The following is a 15,085-nucleotide window of genomic DNA, read 5'->3' on the forward strand; positions in this document are numbered from 1 at the left end:
ATCGTGCACCCTGCTCCAACCTCTTGTTCACTTACGTCCCTGAGGACACCGTCGCGGGCAGGGGGCGCCACGCCGTGGACCCGGTGATCATCGTCGGAGCGGGGCCCGTGGGGCTCACGCTCGCCCTGGCACTGGCGCGTCAGGAGGTGCCGTCGATCGTCCTCGACGAGGGCCCGGGCAAGGACGAACCGCGGCTCGCGCGCACCGTCGTACTCCGCGAGGACACCGCCGCCCTGGTGGAACGACTCACCGGCACATCCCTCGCCGAGGCCGGCGTCCGCTGGGCCGGATGGCGGGCGATGCGACGCAGGCAGGTGACGCGCGAGATCACCTTCGACGACACCGAACCGGCTCCCCTGCACCTCGCCCAGCATGTGCTGACCGGCGCCCTGCGCGCGGCCCTCGCGGGCGAGCGGCTCGTGAAAATCGCCGTGGACAGCCGCCTGGACACCGTCGAGCAGGAACCTTCCGCTGTCACCGCCCACACCCGCGGCCCCAACGGCACATGGTGGCGCGGCAGTTACCTCGTCGGCTGCGACGGCCCCCGCTCCACGGTCCGCAAGCTCCAGGACATCCGCTTCCCCGGCCGTACGGCGGTGGAGCGACACGCCGTGGCCGCGCTGCGCGTGGAACTTCCGTGGACCGGTGAGGCGTTGCTCCATCGGATGCCGCCGTGGCGTACGTCCGGGCCCTCCGCCGGGGAAGTCACCGGACGCCCGCTGCCGGACGGCGTCTGGCGCCTGGACTGGCTGCTGCCCCCCGGCAAGGACCTCGTCACACCCGAGCTGCTGGTGGCCCGCGTGCGCGAGACCCTCGCGGGCTGGAGCGGCGGTTCGACGCCGGCGTACGAGCTGGTCGACACCGGTGTCCACACGGTCCACCACCGGCTGGCCCGCCGCTGGCGTGCCGGGCGGGTCTTCCTCGCCGGGGACGCCGCCCACCTGCTCGGCGCGCTCGGCACCCAGGGGCTCGACGAGGGCCTGCGCGACGCCGACAACCTCGCGTGGAAGCTGGCCCTGGCCTGGCATCACGGGCCGCACGAGGCGCTGCTGGACAGCTACCAGGCGGAGCGCCGCGCGGTGGTCGCCGCCCGCCTGCGCGCGGCCGACCAGGCGCTGCCCCTGCTGCGCGGCGGCGGTGGCATAAGGGCGTACGTCCCCGGCGCCGCCCGCGGTCATGACGTGCTGCTCACCGAGGGCCACCTGGGGCGCGGCCAGCTGGGCGCGCCGGGCGCCTACGCCGGCTCCCCGCTCGCGCCCCGGCCTCTGGAGGCGGAGGTGCCGGTGGACACGCCCCCCGGCGCACCCGTCGAGGACGTGCGCGTCACGGCGGAGGACGGCTCGTTCGTACGGCTGCGGGACCGGCTGGGCCGCGGTGCCCTGCTGGTCGTCCTGATCGCGCCCGGCACGGGCGTGTGGGAGCGCAAGCACTGGGTGAGCGCCGGGATCATGCCCCGGCTCGCCGCCGCGGTGACGGCGCTGCCCCGCCCGGCCGAACTGCTGGTGGCCGAGAGTTACCCGGGTGCGGCCGCCCACACGGTCCTGCTGGTCCGGCCCGACGGGCACCTGGTCACCGCACTGAGCGGGGTCCGTCCGGCCGACCTGTACGCGGCGGCGGAGGCGGCGGTGGGAGGGCCGGTGGGAGCGGAGGCCGGCGCCGGGGCGAAGTGACGTGAGCGCATGGGCGAGGCTCACACCCGGTGCGATGGTCGGTTGACCGTACTCACTGTCACTCTGCGGTCCGCATGATGACAGTGAGTTGACCGGTACGTACCGGCGTGGTGTACTCCGAATCGTGACCGACACCTGTGTGCGCCTGTGGCGGAGGGTCCATATGGACCTCGTCCGCTATGCGGGCTGCGTGTGTCGTCCGTCCTGCTGAATTCGCACCCTTCTTCCACCGGCGCGCCGCCGATGCGCTCTCGTGCTGCCGCGCGCCCCGCGAACGCTCCCAGGACGGTACCTGTGTCTGTCTCCCCCTCCCCATCCGCGCCCACCGCCGTCGCCGCGCCCACGCAGGCGGATCTCCTCGACTTCGTCCGGCGTACGGCCGCCGACACTGAACTGATCGCCTCCCTCCCTCTCGATCCGGAGGGCCGCACCTGGGTGCGCCTGAAGGGGCCCGGAGGCAGCGAGGCCTGGCTGATCGGCTGGCCGCCGGGCACCGGCACCGGCTGGCACGACCACGCTGACTCGGTGGGCGCCTTCCTCACCGCGCGCGGCGAGCTCAAGGAGAACTCGCTCACCGCGCGGCTGCCCACCGACGGCTGGAAGACCCTGGAGCTGACGGAGGGCGTGGACCGGGAACGCCGACTGCCCGCCGGCCAGGGCCGTGCCTTCGGACGGCACCATGTCCACGAGGTCCTCAACGAGTCCCCCGACCAGCACGCGATCTCCGTCCACGCCTACTACCCGCCGCTGCCGCAGATCCGTCGTTACAGCCGTACGGGTCAGGTGCTGCGCCTGGAGCAGGTCGAGCGCCCGGAGGACTGGCAGTGAGCGGCGAGCGGCCCCTGGGCATCGACGAGTTGCTCGAGCGGGTGCGTGCGGGGTACGCGCGCGTGGAGGCACGGGAGGCGTACGAGGCCGCCCGCGTGGGCGAGGCGTTGCTCGTCGACATCCGGTACGCGGCCCTGCGCGAGCGGGACGGGCTGATTCCCGGCGCCCTGGTCGTCGAGCGCAACGAGTTGGAGTGGCGCCTGGATCCCCAGGGCAGCCATCGCCTCCCCGAGGCCACCGGCCACGACGTGCGGGTCGTCGTCATCTGCAACGAGGGCTACGCGTCGAGCCTGGCGGCCGCGTCCCTGCACCAGGTGGGACTGCATCGGGCCACCGACCTGGTGGGCGGTTTCCAGGCGTGGCGGGCGGCGGGCCTGCCGGTGACCTCGTAGGCGGACGCCGCGCAGGGCCGCGGCTGGGCGCCACCGAGGAGGCGTGCGGCGCAGATGGCGTGCGGCCGTGCGACGGTATCCCAGCTGAGCAGGGGTAGCCGGCGCAAGCTGCGAATCCGGGCCTCCTCGGCGAAAGGCCGCCCGTGCCGACTCGGCTCCGGACGCGATCGGCGCCCCCGCGCGTCCACCGTGCCCGGAGCCGAGCCGACGGGGCGGGATGGCTCGCACGCCCATGGCCGCGCCCACGCCCTCCGGCCCTCCGGCCTTCCTGCGAGCCCTCCCACGCCCTCCGGCTCTCCTGCGAGCCCTGCTGGGCCGACCAGGCCTAACCCGAATCGCGTAGGGCTCGCCTCGGAGCCTTCTCGTGAAAACCGGTCGTCAGAACCTCCCGCCAAAGGGCCTCGCCCGATCCCGGCCGGTGACACCCCCTGTCTCGGTGAAGCTCAGAACTCCTCGTCCCCCAGGGACTCGGTGTCTTCCCCCTCCTCCTCCAGCGCCTGCCGGACCACTCGCAGGGCCATGCCCTGGGAGTAGCCCTTGCGGGCGAGCATCCCGGCGAGGCGGCGGAGCCGTTTGTCGCGGTCGAGGCCGCGGGTCGAGCGCAGCTTGCGGGCGACGAGCTCGCGCGCGGTCGCCTCCTCCCGCTCGGAATCGAGCTGGGAGACGGCCTCGTCGATCAGCGTCGAGTCGACGCCCTTGGTCCGCAGTTCCTGCGCGAGCGCGCGCCGGGCCAGTCCCCGACCGTGGTGCCGGGACTCCACCCAGGCGTCCGCGAAGGCGCTGTCGTTGATCAGCCCGACCTCCTCGAACCGTGAGAGCACCTCCTCGGCCACGTCGTCCGGGATCTCCCGTTTGCTGAGGGCGTCGGCGAGCTGCTTCCGGGTGCGCGGGGTCCCGGTGAGCAGGCGCAGGCAGATCGCCCGTGCCCGCTCAGCCGGGTCCCCTGAAGACTCCCCCTTCTCGGCCCTCGACGAGGTGGAGGGGCCTTCGTCCTCGGCGGACGGCTCTCCGAAGCCGCGCCGGCGGCGTCCACGTCCGCCCCGTGGACCGCCTTCACCGCCACGCCTCGTTCGGCCACCGCGGAGCCGGCCGTCACCGTCCGCGCCGTCACTCCGGTGCGAGCCGCCGTCCGGCCAGTCGTCGCCGCCTCGGTCAGGGCCGCCGTCCTCCCCTCGCCCCGGCTCCCAGGGGCTGCCGGGGTAGGCGTCGTGTTCGGCCCAGTCCGTTCGTCGCGTCACGGATCAGCTCTTGGCAGCCGCGGCCTTGGTCTTGGCGGCCTTGGCGGCGGGAGCGGGAACGGTCTTGGCGGCGTCGTCCGCCGGCATGCCCGTGGCGACCGCGGCGTCCGTGCCCGGCTCCGCGGCGGGCTCCTCCGGACGCACGCCGACGCCCAGCTTCTCCTTGATCTTCTTCTCAATCTCGTTGGCGAGGTCGGGGTTGTCCTTCAGGAAGTTGCGGGCGTTCTCCTTGCCCTGGCCCAGCTGGTCGCCCTCGTACGTGTACCAGGCGCCGGCCTTGCGGACGAAGCCGTGCTCCACGCCCATGTCGATCAGGCCGCCCTCGCGGCTGATGCCCTGGCCGTAGAGGATGTCGAACTCCGCCTGCTTGAAGGGCGGCGCGACCTTGTTCTTGACGACCTTGCAGCGGGTGCGGTTGCCGACCGCCTCCGTGCCGTCCTTCAGGGTCTCGATGCGGCGGATGTCGATGCGCACCGAGGCGTAGAACTTCAGCGCTCGGCCACCGGTCGTGGTCTCCGGGGAGCCGAACATCACGCCGATCTTCTCGCGGAGCTGGTTGATGAAGATCGCGGTGGTCTTGGACTGGTTGAGCGCGCTGGTGATCTTCCGCAGGGCCTGGCTCATCAGGCGGGCCTGCAGACCGACGTGGCTGTCGCCCATCTCGCCCTCGATCTCCGCGCGCGGGACGAGCGCGGCGACGGAGTCGATGACGATCAGGTCGAGGGCACCGGAGCGGACCAGCATGTCCACGATCTCCAGGGCCTGCTCGCCGTTGTCGGGCTGGGAGAGGATGAGGTTGTCGATGTCGACGCCGAGCTTGCGCGCGTACTCGGGGTCGAGGGCGTGCTCCGCGTCCACGAAGGCGACCTGGCCGCCGGCCTTCTGGGCGTTGGCCACGGCGTGCAGGGTCAGCGTGGTCTTACCGGAGGACTCCGGTCCGTAGATCTCCACGACGCGGCCGCGCGGCAGACCGCCGACGCCGAGGGCCACGTCGAGGGCGGTCGACCCGGTCGAGATGACCTCGATGGGCTCCTTCGACCGCTCGCCCATGCGCATGACCGCGCCCTTGCCGAATTGCCGTTCAATCTGTGCGAGTGCGGCATCCAGGGCCTTCTCGCGGTCGGTTCCTGCCATGGGTTCCACCCGGTTTGCTTGAGTCGATCGCTTCACGTCAAAGACGCTAACGCCTGCCACTGACAATGCGCCCCGACGCAGGTCCGGCCTGTGGATAACTCGGGCATTTCCCTACCCAAACCGGGACGGAATCCCCACCGAGAGCCCCGCCGGAGCCTCCATAAGAATGGATGTTCGATTTTCGTGTCAAGCGCGCCCCACGGCACTTGCGAGCCGACGTTCACGCCCTGACAACGCCCCGGACCCGGCCGCCAGGGCACCGTCAGCCGGACTTCTCCCCCGGCCCGGTCGTCCCCGTCCGCTCCCGCGTCCTCGTCCACAGCCGCCGCAGGCGGGTGAGCGGGCGCGCCCCCTCGCCCCGCCTTCGATGGCCGTGGACACGGGGATCGTCCGTGACGTCGTACCGCTTCACATACGCGCCCAGGAAGGCCTGCAGCGTGGCGACCGCCGGGATGGAGATCAGGGCGCCCACCGCGCCGAGGAGGGCGGTGCCGGCGACGACCGAGCCGAAGGCGACGGCGGGATGGATGTCGACGGTCTTGGACGTCAGCTTGGGCTGCAGCATGTAGTTCTCGAACTGCTGGTACACCACGACGAAGATCAGTACCCAGACCGCGTACAAGGGGCTGACCGTGAAGGCGATCAGCATGGGCAGGGCGCCCGCGAGATACGTACCGATGGTCGGGATGAACTGCGAGACCACGCCCACCCACACCGCGAGCACGGGCGCGTACGGGATGCCGAGGCCCTGCAGCAATATGTAGTGGGCCCCGCCCGAGATCAGCGCCATAAGACCGCGCGAGTACAGATAGCCGCCGGTCTTGTCGACGGCTATCTCCCACGCGCGCAGCACCTCGGCCTGCCTGGCGGGCGGCAGGACGGAGCACAGGGCGCGACGCAGGCGCGGCCCGTCGGCGGCGAAGTAGAACGAGAACAGCCCGACCGTCAGCAGCTGGAAGAGGCCGCCGAGAACCTGGGTGGAGACGTCCAGGACACCGGCGGCGCTGTTCTGCGCGTACCTCTTCAGCCAGTCGGAGTGGAGCAGGCCCTCCTGGATGTCCACGCGTCTGAGGTCGGTGTGGAACGTCGTGTTGATCCAGTTGATGACGGAGTCGAGGTACTCGGGGAAACCCTCGATCATCTTGATGATCTGCCCCGCGAGTATCGAGCCGAGGAGCGTGAAGAAGCCGGCAACCACGATCAGCAGGCCGAAGAAGACCAGGAAGGTGGCGAGTCCCCTGCGCATGCCGTGCGCGGCCATCCGGCTCACCGCGGGTTCGATGGCGAGGGCCAGGAAGAACGCGATGAGGATGTTGATCAGCAGGCCGACGAGCTGGTGGAAGGCCCAGGTGCCCAACTGGAACACGCCGAAGAGAGCGAACGCGAGCACCATCGCGCGCGGGAGCCAGCGGGGCATGCGCGCACCCGGCGCGGCGTCGAAGCCGGCCGGGGGTTGGCTGGGCGGCGTCGTGTCCGACCCGGATGCCTGCGGGGCGACCTGCCCGCTCTCGTCAGTGGGTGCCACGGCTCAAGTTTCGCCCACGCCACCGACAAGCGGAGGCCCCCCTTCGATCTTGACCGCGGATCAGCGCTTCTCCTGCGGAACGTTCATCACCACGCACACCACGCGCCACACGTCCTTGGCCTCCCAGCCGTCCTCCAGCGCCTCGTGCACCGTGCGTCCGCCGAGCTCCGCCATCACGTGGTCGCGCGCGAAGGTGTCGGCGTAGCCCGAGCCGAAGTGCTCCGCCATCCGCTGCCAGAAGACCGTCAACCGCATGACACCAGTATCCCGCCCCCGGGGGTGGCCCTGGCCGGGACCGCCTGTCGACACCGCTTTCCGCCCTACGGTCTGACGCATGGCCGAAACCGGAGCATCCCCACTCCCCCCTACGCCCCCGGCGCACACCCCGCTCTTCCGCGCCGAGCCCTTCGTCTGGCTCACCGCGCGCGTGCTGGAGCAGCGCCTCTTCGCGTACCACTTCCTCCACGGCGGCGCCGATCCGGTCGAGACCGCGCTCGACGCCTACCGCAACGAGGACGGCGGATACGGCCACGCGCTGGAGCCGGATCTGCGCGGCCCCGTCAGCCAGCCCCTGCACACCGCGCACGCCCTGCGCGTCCTGGACTCCCTCGGACGCTGCGGCGGCCAGCGCGTGGAACGGGTCTGCCGCTACCTCACCTCCGTGTCGAACCCCGACGGGGCCCTCCCGGCGATCCATCCCAGCCAGCGCGGCTACCCGGCGGCCCCGTTCGTCCCGATCCTGGACGACCCGCCCAGCGCACTCCTGGCCACGGGTCCGGTGGTGGGCCTCCTCCACCGCAACGAGGTGTGGCACGCCTGGCTGTTCAGGGCCACGGACTTCTGCTGGCAGGCGGTGGATGCCCTGGAGACGTCCCACCCGTACGAGATCCAGGCCGCCGTGGCCTTCCTGGACTCCGCCCCCGACCGCCCGCGCGCGGAGGCGGCCGCCGACCGCCTGGGCCGCCTGGTGCGCGAACAGCGACTCGCCGTACTGGACCCCGGCCACCGCGACACGCACCCCGTCCCGCCCGGATACGCCCCCGGTGAGCACCACTTCCCGTACGACTTCGCCCGGACACCGGGCTCCCTCGCGCGCGCGTGGTTCACGGACGACGAGATGGCACGCTCGCTGGACTTCCTCGCCGGCGAGCAGGAGGAGGACGGCGGCTGGCCGATCCGCTGGCGGCGCTGGGCACCCGGCACCGCCCTGGAGGCACGCCCCATGGTGACGATCGAGGCCCTGCGGACCCTGAGGGCGTACGGCCGCGCCATCGGGTGACGGCCGAGCACCCGGCCGCGCACCGTCACCCGCCGACGGCCCGCACCCCCGCCGTCACCACCACGGCCGCCGCGACGACGAGCAGGAACGGCGCTCGCAGGACGAGCGCCACGGCGGCCGCGGCCAGCCCCGCGGCCCGCGCGTCGAGGACGACCGCGTGTCCGTCGGCGAACGTCTGCTGGGCCGTCAGGGCGGCGAGCAGGGCGACGGGCAGCAGGGCCGCGAGCCGCCGGACCAGGGGCCGTTCGACAACGCCCGCGGGAACGAGCAGCCCGGCGAGCTTGACGGCGTAACAGCTGAGGGCGGTCGCCCCGATCGCGATCCAGACGTTCACCGCTCCCCCTCCTCCGGTCGGCCGGCCGTCCGGCCCTTGCGACGCCCCTCGGCCCAGAGGGCGAGCGGCGCGGCGAGCGCGGCCACCAGGACGGGCACCCCGGCGGGCAGGACGGGCAGGAGGCCGAGCCCCAGAACGACCGCGAGGCCGGCGACGGCCCGCTCGGTGACGGTCTTCAGCATGGGTGCGAGCAGCGCCAGGAAGACGGCGGGCCCGGCCGCGTCGAGCCCCCATGCGTTCGTGTCCCCGATCGCCTCGGCGCCCAGGGCACCCAGGAGTGTCGTGAGGTTCCACAGCACGTACAGGCTGAGCCCGGTGACCGCGAAGCCGATCCGCGCCCCGCGCCGATCGCGCTGCGCCAGCGACACGGCCGACGTCTCGTCGATCACCCACTGGGCGGCGAACGGGCGCACCGCGCGCGGGAGGGCCAGCAACTGCGACAGGCGCAGGCCGTAGAAGGCGTTGCGCACCCCCAGGAAGAAGGCGCCTGCAGCCGCCGTCAGCGGGTTGCCGCCCGCCGCGAGCGCCCCGACGAGCGCGAACTGGGACGCGCCCGTGAACACCAGCAGGCTGAGCGCGCAGGTCTGCCACACCGTGAGCCCACTGCCCGCCGAGGTCACCCCGAAGGCGAACCCGGAGAGTCCGACGGCGACCCCGACACCGAGGGCGTCCCGTACGACGGCGGCGTCCGGCCTCCCTCCGTCGTCGGCGCGTACATCTGCGAGAGCTGTCTGTTCTGCCACGCGTCGGACGGTAGGACCAGCCGTGACCGCGCGTCTTGTACGTTCTTGCGCTCGCGCTGGTAGGCACCCGGAGGCACGCCGACGATCCGGGCGAAGTGACGGTTGAGGTGCGGCTGATCGGTGAACCCCACCGCGAGGGCCGCCTCCGCGGGTGCCGTCCCTGCGTCCAGCAGCCGCCGTGCCCGGCGGACCCGCGCGTCCGTGAGCCAGGCGTGCGGCGGCATTCCGTAGGCGTCCCGGAACGCGCGCAGCAACGCGAAGGGGCTGGTGCCGAGATCCCCCGCGAGCTGCTCCAGGGTCGGCGGACCGGCCATCCGCTCCTCCAGCACGGCACGCGCGCGTGCGGCAACCCGCGCACCGGCCGTACTGACCCGCCGTGCCGGTAGAGACCCGCCGTTCAACCGCAGCAGCCGCGTCACGGCGACCCGCAACAACGTGTCGGCGGCCAACGCGTTGCCCTCGTCGGCGGCACGGAGCACCTGATGCACCAGCGAGACGGAGTAGGGATCGTCGAGCACGGGACTGATGAACCCCGGGGTGCCCCGCAGGGTGGTCGTCTCGGCGGCGATCCCGGCCACGACCTCGGGCGACGGATACACGGCCCCGTAGCGCCACCCCTCGGGCCCACCGGCCCGTCCCGTGTGCGGGGTGTCCGGATTGACCAGTGCGAGCGCGCCGGCCCCCGCGTACTGATCGCCCCCACGATGGTGGAAGACGTCCACCCCCTCGGCGATACCGGCGATCACGAAGTGCTCGTGCGTGTGCCGCACGAAGGTCTTCCGTACGTACCGGGCCCGCAGCAGATCGACCCCCGGCAGATCCGCATACTGCCAGTGCCTCGCCACCTCACCCGATCCCGCCATACCTCCCATTCTCGGCGACGCCCCCGCTCACCAGCAGCCGCGCTACGACGGGAGCGGCCGCGGCGCCGACCCGCCCCACCCGGGCGCACAGCCCGGCCGGCGCAGCGCAACCGCAGGTCAGCGCCATTGTCAGTGCCTGGGTGCACGATGGACGCATGGTCAGCGACGCACACCGAGCCCTGGACGGCTTCTCCCCCGCGACCCGCGGCTGGTTCACGGGGGCGTTCTCCGCGCCCACCGCCGCCCAGGCGGGCGCGTGGCAGGCCATTCGTGAGGGCTCGGACGTGCTGGTGGTGGCCCCGACCGGTTCCGGCAAGACCCTGGCCGCGTTCCTTGCCGCCCTGGACCAACTGGCCTCCACGCCCCCGCCGGCCGACCCGAAGAAGCGCTGCCGCGTGCTGTACGTGTCCCCGCTCAAGGCCCTGGCCGTCGACGTGGAGCGCAACCTCCGCAGCCCTCTGACGGGCATCCGCCAGGAATCCGTACGTCTGGGCCTGCCCGAGCCCGAGGTCAAGGTCGGCATCCGCTCCGGCGACACCCCCGCCGCCGAGCGCCGCGCCCTGTCCACCCGCCCCCCGGACATCCTGATCACCACGCCCGAGTCCCTCTTCCTGATGCTGACGTCAGCCACCCGCGACGCCCTGACCGGCATCGAGACGGTGATCCTGGACGAGGTGCACGCCGTGGCCGGCACCAAGCGCGGTGCCCACCTGGCCCTCTCCCTGGAGCGCCTGGACGAACTCCTCCCGAAGCCGGCCCGTCGCATCGGCCTCTCGGCCACGGTCCGCCCGGTCGACGAGGTGGCCCGCTACCTCTCCCCGCGCCGCAGGGTGGAGATCGTCCAGCCCAAGTCCGGCAAGGAGTTCGACCTCTCGGTCGTCGTCCCGGTCGAGGACCTGGGCGAACTGGGCGGCTCCCCGGTGGCGGACGGCTCCGAAGGGGCGGAACGCCCGTCCATCTGGCCACACGTGGAAGAGCGGATCACCGACCTCATCCAGTCCCACCGCTCCACGATCGTCTTCGCCAACTCCCGCCGCCTCGCGGAGCGCCTCTGCAACCGCCTCAACGAGATCGCCTACGAGCGGGCGACGGGCGAAACCCTCGACGAGCACCATGCCCCGGCCGAACTCATGGGTGGCTCGGGCGCCGCCCAGGGCGCACCGCCCGTCATCGCGCGCGCCCACCACGGCTCGGTCTCCAAGGAGCAGCGCGCCCTGGTCGAGGAGGACCTGAAGGCGGGCCGTCTCCCCGCGGTGGTCGCCACCTCCAGCCTGGAACTGGGCATCGACATGGGCGCGGTCGACCTCGTGGTCCAGGTCGAGTCCCCGCCCTCCGTCGCCTCGGGCCTCCAGCGCGTCGGCCGCGCGGGCCACCAGGTCGGAGCCGTCTCCACCGGCGTGGTCTTCCCCAAGTACCGCGGCGACCTGGTCCAGGCGGCAGTGGTCACCGAACGCATGCGCACCGGCGCCATCGAGTCCCTCAAGGTGCCGGCGAACCCCTTGGACGTCGTCGCCCAGCAGCTCGTCGCCATGACCGCGATGGACACCTGGCAGCTCGACGACCTGCTCGCCCTGGTCCGCCGCGCCGCGCCCTTCGCCTCCCTCCCCGAGTCCGCCTTCACGGCGGTCCTGGACATGCTCGCCGGCCGCTACCCCTCCGACGCCTTCGCCGAACTCCGCCCGCGCGTGGTGTGGGACCGCGTCGCCGGCACGATCACCGGCCGCCCCGGAGCCCAGCGCCTCGCCGTGACCTCGGGGGGCACGATCCCCGACCGCGGCCTGTTCGGCGTCTTCCTCGCCGGCGCCGACCCCAAGAAGGGCGGCGGCCGGGTGGGCGAGCTGGACGAGGAGATGGTCTACGAGTCCCGCGTCGGCGACGTCTTCACCCTGGGTACGACGTCCTGGCGCATCGAGGACATCACACGCGACCGCGTCCTGGTCTCCCCCGCCCCCGGCGTCCCCGGCCGCCTCCCGTTCTGGAAGGGCGACCAGCTGGGCCGCCCGCTGGAGCTGGGGCGCGCGGTGGGCGCGTTCCTGCGCGAGGTCGGCTCCCTGCCCAAGGACGACGCCCGCCTGCGCCTGCTGACCGCGGGACTGGACGCCTGGGCCGCGGACAACGTTCTGTCGTACCTGGACGAACAGCGCCAGGCCTGCGGCCACGTCCCCGACGACCGCACGATCGTCGTGGAACGCTTCCGGGACGAACTCGGCGACTGGCGGGTCGTCGTGCACTCCCCCTTCGGCGCCCAGGTCCACGCCCCCTGGGCCCTCGCCCTGGGCGCCAAGCTCTCGGAGCGGTACGGCATGGACGCGCAGGTCATGCACGCCGACGACGGCATCGTCCTGCGTCTGCCCGACGCCGACATCATGGGCCTGGACCTCCTCGACGGGGAGCCCATGAAGTCCGGCACCCCCTTCAACACGGCGGTCGACGCCGAGCAGGCCCCCGTCGGCGCGGCCGACGTCGTCTTCGACAAGGGCGAGGTCGATCAGATCGTCACCGACCAGGTGGGCAGCTCCGCGCTGTTCGCGGCCCGTTTCCGCGAGTGCGCCGCCCGCGCCCTGCTGCTGCCGCGCCGCAACCCGGGCAAACGCACCCCTCTGTGGCAGCAGCGCCAGCGCGCCGCCCAGCTGCTGCAGGTGGCGAGCGAGTTCGGCTCGTTCCCGATCGTCCTGGAAGCGGTCCGCGAGTGCCTCCAGGACGTCTTCGACGTCCCCGGACTCGTCGAGCTGATGGGCGACCTGGAGTCCCGCAAGGTGCGCCTGGTCGAGGTCACCACCCCGGAGCCGTCCCCCTTCGCCCGCTCCCTCCTGTTCGGCTACGTGGCCCAGTTCCTCTACGAGGGCGACTCCCCCCTCGCGGAACGCCGCGCCGCCGCCCTCTCCCTGGACTCACGGCTGCTGGCCGAGCTTCTCGGCCAGGCGGAGCTGCGCGAGCTGCTCGACGCCGAGGTGCTCACCGAGCTGGAGCGGGAGCTGCAGTGGCTGACCGAGGACCGCCGCGTGAAGGACGCCGAAGGCGTCGCGGACATCCTGCGTCTGCTCGGCCCGCTCACCGACGCCGAGCTGGCCGAGCGCGGCGCCGAACCCCACTGGGCCCAGGAGCTGGCCGCCGCCCGCCGCGCCATCCGGGTCCGTATCGCCGGCGCCGACCACTGGGCGACGGTCGAGGACGCGGGCCGCCTGCGCGACGCCCTGGGCACCGCGCTCCCCGTCGGTGTCCCGGAGGCCTTCACCGAGCCGGTGAAGGACCCGCTGGGCGACCTCCTCGCCCGCTACGCCCGCACGCACGGCCCGTTCACCTCGGCCACCGCGGCCGCCCGGTTCGGCCTGGGCGTGGCGGTCACCGAGGGCGCCCTCCAGCGGCTCGCGGCGGGCGGCCGCGTCGTCCAGGGCGAGTTCCACCCGGCCGGCATCGGCCAGGAGTGGTGCGACGCGACCGTCCTGCGCAGGCTGCGCCGCCGCTCCCTGGCCGCCCTGCGGCACGAACTCGAACCGGTCCCGCCCGCCGCGCTCGCCCAGTTCCTGCCCCAGTGGCAGCACATCGGCAAGGGCCATGCGCTCCGCGGCATCGACGGACTGGTCCGCGCGATCGAGCAGCTCCAGGGCGCGTCCGTCCCCGCCTCCGCCCTGGAGAAGCTCGTCCTGCCGTCCCGCGTGACGGGCTACGCCCCGGCGATGCTCGACGAGCTCACCGCCGCCGGAGAGGTGGTCTGGGCCGGCGCGGGCGCCCTCCCCGGCAAGGACGGCTGGGTCTCCCTGTACCTGGCGGACGCGGCCCCCCTGCTCCTGCCCCCACCCCACCCCCTGGAGCTGACGGCCCTGCACCAGTCCGTCCTGGACGTCCTCTCCGGCGGCTACGGCCTGTTCTTCCGCCAGATCGCCGACCAGGTCCGCGCCACCACCCACCCCGACGTCACCGACCCCCAACTCGCCGACGCCCTCTGGGACCTGGCCTGGTCCGGCCGCCTCACCAACGACACGCTGGCGCCGATGCGCTCCCTGCTGGGCTCGGGCCGCACAGCCGGTTCCACGGCCCACCGCGCCAAGCGCGCGGTCCCCCGCGGCCGCTACGGCTCCCTGACAGCCGCCGCGCGCTCCGCCTCCCGCAGCGGCCCTCCGACCGTCGCCGGCCGTTGGTCCCTGCTCCCGGCCCACGAACCCGATCCCACCGTCCGCGCCCACGCCCTCGCCCGCACCCTCCTCGACCGACACGGAGTGGTGACCCGGGGCGCGGTCTCGGCCGAGGGCGTCGAAGGCGGCTTCTCGGCGACGTACCGCGTCCTGTCCGCCTTCGAGGACAGCGGCCAGGCCCGGCGGGGCTATGTCGTGGAGGGGCTCGGCGCAGCGCAGTTCGCGATGGACGGCGCCGTGGACCGCGTCCGCGCGGTGGCCAACGCCCGCGACCGGGGCGAGGCACTGCCCGGCCCGGGCCGAGAGGACGGCAGCCCCGACAGCTTCGCCTTCCCCGACAGTTCCCCGTCCGACGACCTCAACTGGGAGATCCCCGGCCTCGACGACTTCGACTCCCCGCCGCCCTCCCCCGCGCCGGGTGACTACGTCTCCCCCCGCGACTTCGCCTCCCCCGGCGCGGGCGGCCCCCGAGGCGGCAACGGCTTCCCGAACGCCTCGGGATTCCCCGGCCACCGTCGCCGTACGCCCTCCCCCGCCTCCCGGGCCGTCGTCCTCGCCGCGGCCGACCCGGCGAACGCGTATGGTGCCGCCCTGTCCTGGCCCGAGCCACCGACCGGAGCCGGACACAAGCCCGGCCGCAAGGCGGGCTCCCTGGTGGTGCTCGTCGACGGCGAACTGACCCTCTACATGGAGCGCGGCGGCAAGACCCTGCTGGCCTGGCCCTCCACTCCGGACGGCGGGGCCACGCCCACCGACGACCCCCGCCTGCACGCAGCGGCGGAAGCCCTCGCCGCAGCCGCCCACGCGGGCTCCCTCGGCACGGTCACGGTGGAACGCGTCAACGGCGCCTCGGCCCTGACCTCCCCCCTGGGCACCCTCCTGGAAGGAGCGGGCTTCATCGCGACCCCCCGAGGCCTGCGGATACGAGCATGACAACCAGAGCCCG

The 15,085-nt window shown here is 73.1% G+C and carries 12 protein-coding genes and 1 pseudogene; 6 read left to right on the top strand and 7 right to left on the bottom strand.

Going from position 1 to position 15,085, the window contains the following annotated elements; all coding sequences use genetic code 11:
• Nucleotides 1-74: 74 nt before the first annotated feature.
• From IE263_RS22705 to IE263_RS22715, 4 genes are all read left to right on the top strand, one after another.
• Nucleotides 75-1,670: an FAD-dependent monooxygenase gene (locus IE263_RS22705; protein WP_189939486.1), complete on the top strand. Its 1,596-nt coding sequence runs from the start codon at nucleotides 75-77 to the stop codon at nucleotides 1,668-1,670.
• A 163-nt stretch (nucleotides 1,671-1,833) separates the two neighbouring features.
• Nucleotides 1,834-1,881 carry a hypothetical protein gene (locus tag IE263_RS50070; protein WP_309506048.1) on the top strand — a complete coding sequence of 16 codons (48 nt, stop codon included), beginning with the start codon at nucleotides 1,834-1,836 and terminating at the stop codon, nucleotides 1,879-1,881.
• An 83-nt stretch (nucleotides 1,882-1,964) separates the two neighbouring features.
• Entirely contained in the window at nucleotides 1,965-2,498 is a 534-nt protein-coding gene (locus IE263_RS22710; protein WP_189939488.1) for a cupin domain-containing protein, read from the top strand.
• A complete protein-coding gene (locus IE263_RS22715) occupies nucleotides 2,495-2,890 on the top strand; it encodes a rhodanese-like domain-containing protein (RefSeq protein ID WP_229911104.1) in 396 nt (131 codons plus the stop codon). The genes IE263_RS22710 and IE263_RS22715 overlap by 4 nt, the downstream gene beginning before the upstream one ends.
• A 443-nt stretch (nucleotides 2,891-3,333) precedes the next feature.
• On the opposite strand, the gene recX is transcribed toward IE263_RS22715, so the two are convergent.
• The 4 genes from recX to IE263_RS22735 form a co-directional block, all read right to left on the bottom strand.
• Nucleotides 3,334-4,128: a recombination regulator RecX gene (gene recX, locus IE263_RS22720; RefSeq protein ID WP_189939490.1), complete on the bottom strand. Its 795-nt coding sequence runs from the start codon at nucleotides 4,126-4,128 to the stop codon at nucleotides 3,334-3,336.
• 3 nt (nucleotides 4,129-4,131) lie between these two features.
• On the bottom strand, nucleotides 4,132-5,262 hold the full coding sequence (gene recA, locus IE263_RS22725) for a recombinase RecA (protein ID WP_189939491.1): 1,131 nt from the start codon (nucleotides 5,260-5,262) through the stop codon (nucleotides 4,132-4,134).
• A 262-nt stretch (nucleotides 5,263-5,524) separates the two neighbouring features.
• Nucleotides 5,525-6,787 carry an AI-2E family transporter gene (locus tag IE263_RS22730; RefSeq protein ID WP_189939493.1) on the bottom strand — a complete coding sequence of 421 codons (1,263 nt, stop codon included), beginning with the start codon at nucleotides 6,785-6,787 and terminating at the stop codon, nucleotides 5,525-5,527.
• A 60-nt stretch (nucleotides 6,788-6,847) separates the two neighbouring features.
• Entirely contained in the window at nucleotides 6,848-7,042 is a 195-nt protein-coding gene (locus IE263_RS22735) for a DUF3046 domain-containing protein (protein ID WP_189939495.1), read from the bottom strand.
• Between the two features lie 79 nt (nucleotides 7,043-7,121).
• Here IE263_RS22735 and IE263_RS22740 point away from each other — a divergent pair, with 79 nt between their 5' ends.
• Entirely contained in the window at nucleotides 7,122-8,066 is a 945-nt protein-coding gene (locus IE263_RS22740; RefSeq protein ID WP_189939497.1) for a prenyltransferase/squalene oxidase repeat-containing protein, read from the top strand.
• Nucleotides 8,067-8,091: 25 nt separating this feature from the next.
• Here the strand turns inward: IE263_RS22740 and IE263_RS22745 are convergent, their stop codons facing one another.
• From IE263_RS22745 to IE263_RS22755, 3 genes and pseudogenes are all read right to left on the bottom strand, one after another.
• Entirely contained in the window at nucleotides 8,092-8,400 is a 309-nt protein-coding gene (locus IE263_RS22745) for an AzlD domain-containing protein (RefSeq protein ID WP_189939499.1), read from the bottom strand.
• A complete protein-coding gene (locus tag IE263_RS22750; protein ID WP_189939501.1) occupies nucleotides 8,397-9,143 on the bottom strand; it encodes an AzlC family ABC transporter permease in 747 nt (248 codons plus the stop codon). The genes IE263_RS22745 and IE263_RS22750 overlap by 4 nt, the downstream gene beginning before the upstream one ends.
• 113 nt (nucleotides 9,144-9,256) lie before the next feature.
• Nucleotides 9,257-10,015: pseudogene (locus IE263_RS22755) on the bottom strand (AraC family transcriptional regulator); the annotation flags it as partial.
• A 146-nt stretch (nucleotides 10,016-10,161) separates the two neighbouring features.
• Between IE263_RS22755 and IE263_RS22760 the strand changes: the two are divergent.
• A complete protein-coding gene (locus tag IE263_RS22760; protein ID WP_189939503.1) occupies nucleotides 10,162-15,072 on the top strand; it encodes an ATP-dependent helicase in 4,911 nt (1,636 codons plus the stop codon).
• Nucleotides 15,073-15,085 lie beyond the last annotated feature (13 nt).

Origin of the sequence: Streptomyces aurantiogriseus (genome assembly GCF_014649375.1) — a bacterium.
GTDB classification, from domain to species: Bacteria; Actinomycetota; Actinomycetes; order Streptomycetales; family Streptomycetaceae; genus Streptomyces; species Streptomyces aurantiogriseus.